This window comes from Veillonella dispar, assembly GCF_937975875.1.
GTDB classification, from domain to species: Bacteria; Bacillota; Negativicutes; order Veillonellales; family Veillonellaceae; genus Veillonella; species Veillonella dispar_B.
The window spans coordinates 1-3,504 of record NZ_CALJSP010000078.1 but is presented as its reverse complement, the minus strand read 5'-3'; the positions used below and the strand labels follow the sequence as shown (position 1 = coordinate 3,504).

Below are 3,504 nucleotides of genomic sequence, written 5' to 3'. Positions count from 1 at the left end.
CTCATCGCTGGTACGAGCCCAAATCATTTTCTCTTCATCATACAACTTTGTATATTATAAGATATTCGCCATGATATCAAAAAATCCTGCATAAAATATGTATATTCTTCGTAAAAGCAAAAAGAGGTACCAAATGGTACCTCTTCTTTCATATATTTCTGTAAAAGTTTAATGTATCTAATACAAAATATATTATTTTAATGCACTAATATCGCCGATAATAGCCATTACACTGTAAGCTAAGCGAACGAGTTGTAAACGGTTAGCTTTAATAGCTTCGTCTTTATCCATAACCATTACATCTTCAAAGAATTTGTTGATTGCTGGAACCAAAGTAGCTGGAACAGCTACAACTGCAGCATAATCATTAGCTTCCCATGCAGCAAGACTTGCTTCGGATGCTTTAGAAGCAGCTTCGAACAATGCTTTTTCAGCATCTTCTTTCAACAAGTCGGTATTAACCCCTGTATATTCCACATCTTTTACAAGATTGTACATACGAGTATACGCTTGAACAAGCTCAACATTTTCATCGATGCGGTTTGCTAACAATGCATTTACAAGGCCTTCAGCATCAGCAACGGACAATTCGTTGTTGGACAACAACAAGTCGATTACATGATGAGGAACTTCGCGATCAAGGAAGATATTTTTCAAACGAAGTGTGAAGAACTCTTCTACTTGGCTAAGCAATTCGTCTTGTTTTTCAGTTGGTACATTAAGCAATTCCATAGATGCTTTGAAGATTGGACGCAAGCTGATATTCCACTCACTACCAAGTAAGATGTTCAAGATACCAATTGTTTGACGACGCAATGCATATGGATCTTGAGAGCCTGTAGGGATTAAACCACGGCTGAAAGTAGCAACGATATTATCTACTTTATCGATGATGGACAATACTTTACCTGCTTCAGTTTGAGGCAATACATCGCCTGCGAAACGTGGCAAATATTGTTCAAAAATAGCTTCTGCTACCTCTTCGGACTCACCATCAAGTAAAGCGTATTCTTTACCCATTACACCTTGTAATTCAGTGAACTCTGTAACCATACCTGTTGTAAGGTCAGTTTTAGCAAGCTCTGTAGCACGTTCTAATACAACAGCTGCATCTTCGTGCAAGCCACATTCTTCACCGAATACACGGCCCAATTTAAGCAAACGTTCAGTTTTATCTGCTAAGTTACCAAGACCTTCTTGGAATACGATTTTAGTCAAACCATCTTGACGGTCGATAAGAGGTTTCTTGCGATCTTCGTTGAAGAAGAATTTAGCATCATCAAGACGGGCGCGCAATACACGTTCGTTACCAGCTTGAACTACTTCGATGGAATGATCGGAGCCGTTACGAACTGTTAAGAACATTGGTAACAATTTGCCCTCTTGGTCAACTAATGGGAAGTAGCGTTGATGATCTTTCATAGGTGTAATGATAGCTGCATCTGGAAGTGCCAAGTAGGACTCTTCAAAGCCACCACACAATGCTGAAGGCCATTCAACAAGATAGTTAATTTCTTCTAACAAATCATCATCCCAAACGATGGATGCATTTTTAGAAGCTGCAATATCATGTAATTGTTTGGAGATCAATTCACGACGTGCGTTTTGATCAACCATAACAAAGTTTTCTTTTAATGTGTCTACATAGGATGCTGCATTTTTGATAGTGATTTCATCAGCACCTAAGAAGCGATGACCGCGTGTTACATTACCAGATTTTACAGTAGCAAATTCTACAGGAATTACCTCTTCATCAAGTAATGCTACAAGCCAACGTACAGGACGCACAAACTTAGCATCTAAATTGCCCCAATGCATGGATTTAGGGAAGTTAAGACCTGTAATCAATTGTGGCAACATGTCAGTTACAATATCTTTTGCAGGTACGCCTGCTGTTTTAGTTTCAGCATAGATATAGCCGTCTTCTACAACGAGATCAGCTACATCAAGACCTTTACCACGAGCGAAACCGATAGCAGCTTTTGTAGCCTTACCGTCAGCATCATATGCGATAGATGCAGAAGGACCTTTATGACGTTCGCTGATTTCAGCAGATGTGTCAGCAAGACCTTTCACGATAAGAGCCAAACGACGTGGTGTGCCGTATGTTGCGATGCTTTCAAAAGGAAGATGGGCATCATTTAATTTTGTTTCAGCCAATTGTTTCAATTGACCTAAGATATTTGGCATAAAGCCGGCAGGAATTTCTTCTGCACCGATTTCAAATAATAAATCCTTTGCCATCTTATTTATCTCCTTTCAAAAGTGGGAAACCTAATTCTTCGCGTTTAGCGAGGTATTGTTGTGCACAAATACGAGCTAATGCACGTACGCGGCCAATGAAAGCAGTACGTTCGCTGATGGAAATAGCACCACGAGAATCGAGCAAGTTGAATGTGTGGGAACATTTCAATACATAATCGTAAGCTGGTAATACATAGCCAGCTGTACAAACGCGTTTTGCTTCTGCTTCGTACATATCAAACAATTTGAAAAGCATATCTGTATCTGCTAATTCAAAGTTATATACGGATTGTTCAACTTCGTTAGCATGCCAAACGTCACCGTATGTAACGTTCTCATTCCATTTAAGGTCATAAACATTTTCTACACCTTGAATGTACATAGCCAAACGTTCTAAACCGTATGTAATTTCTACGGAAACTGGTTTACAGTCGATGGAACCAACTTGTTGGAAATATGTGAATTGAGTTACTTCCATACCATCGAGCCATACTTCCCAGCCAAGGCCCCAAGCACCCAATGTTGGAGATTCCCAGTTATCCTCTACGAAACGGATATCGTGATCTTCAGCATGAATACCAAGAGTTGCTAAGGATTGTAAATATAATTCTTGGATATTATCTGGAGATGGTTTCACGATAACTTGGAATTGATGATGTTGGAACAAACGGTTAGGGTTATCACCATAACGACCGTCTGCTGGACGACGAGAAGGCTCTACATAACATACAGCCCAAGGTTCAGGACCAATAGCATGCAAGAATGTTGCAGGGTTCATTGTGCCTGCACCCTTTTCAATGTCATATGGATTTTGAACGATACAACCTTGATCGCTCCAGAATTTTTGTAGATTTAAAATAATCTCTTGAAATGTCATTGCTGCCTCCACTTTACACAACCGACATAAAATCAACCATTTCGTTACAAACAAAAAAGTCCCTGTAACGAAAAACGTTACAGGGACGAGTATACCCGCGGTTCCACCCTATTTGGCTTGCGCCCTCTTTTTTCTATGTTGGCCTTTACTAACAGATACCTGCGTTCCTGCCAATGCTCTACAGCGCCTTCAACCAAATGTGAGCTTACACCATCCTCACTCGCTAGAGAGGTTTACTACTCTGCTTCATCGCATATATTATACACAATATTGTAGCAATACAAAGAGAGAGATGTCAATATTAAGCTTAATTTAACTATATATTACTTCTAGAGTAATCAAACATTTGTGACAAATACTTATGCCTTTTGATTCATAAAGTA

Annotated in this window: 2 protein-coding genes; both read right to left on the bottom strand. The window is 39.5% G+C overall.

What is annotated here, in order from left to right; genetic code table 11:
- Positions 1 to 192: 192 nt before the first annotated feature.
- Positions 193 to 2,244, bottom strand: a complete 2,052-nt coding sequence (gene glyS, locus Q7P05_RS03720; protein ID WP_303930543.1) for a glycine--tRNA ligase subunit beta — start codon at positions 2,242 to 2,244, stop codon at positions 193 to 195.
- 1 nt (position 2,245) lies between these two features.
- The gene (gene glyQ / locus Q7P05_RS03715; protein ID WP_295826488.1) at positions 2,246 to 3,121 is read right to left on the bottom strand and encodes a glycine--tRNA ligase subunit alpha; all 876 of its coding nucleotides are present in this window, start codon (positions 3,119 to 3,121) and stop codon (positions 2,246 to 2,248) included.
- Between the last annotated feature and the right edge of the window lie 383 nt (positions 3,122 to 3,504).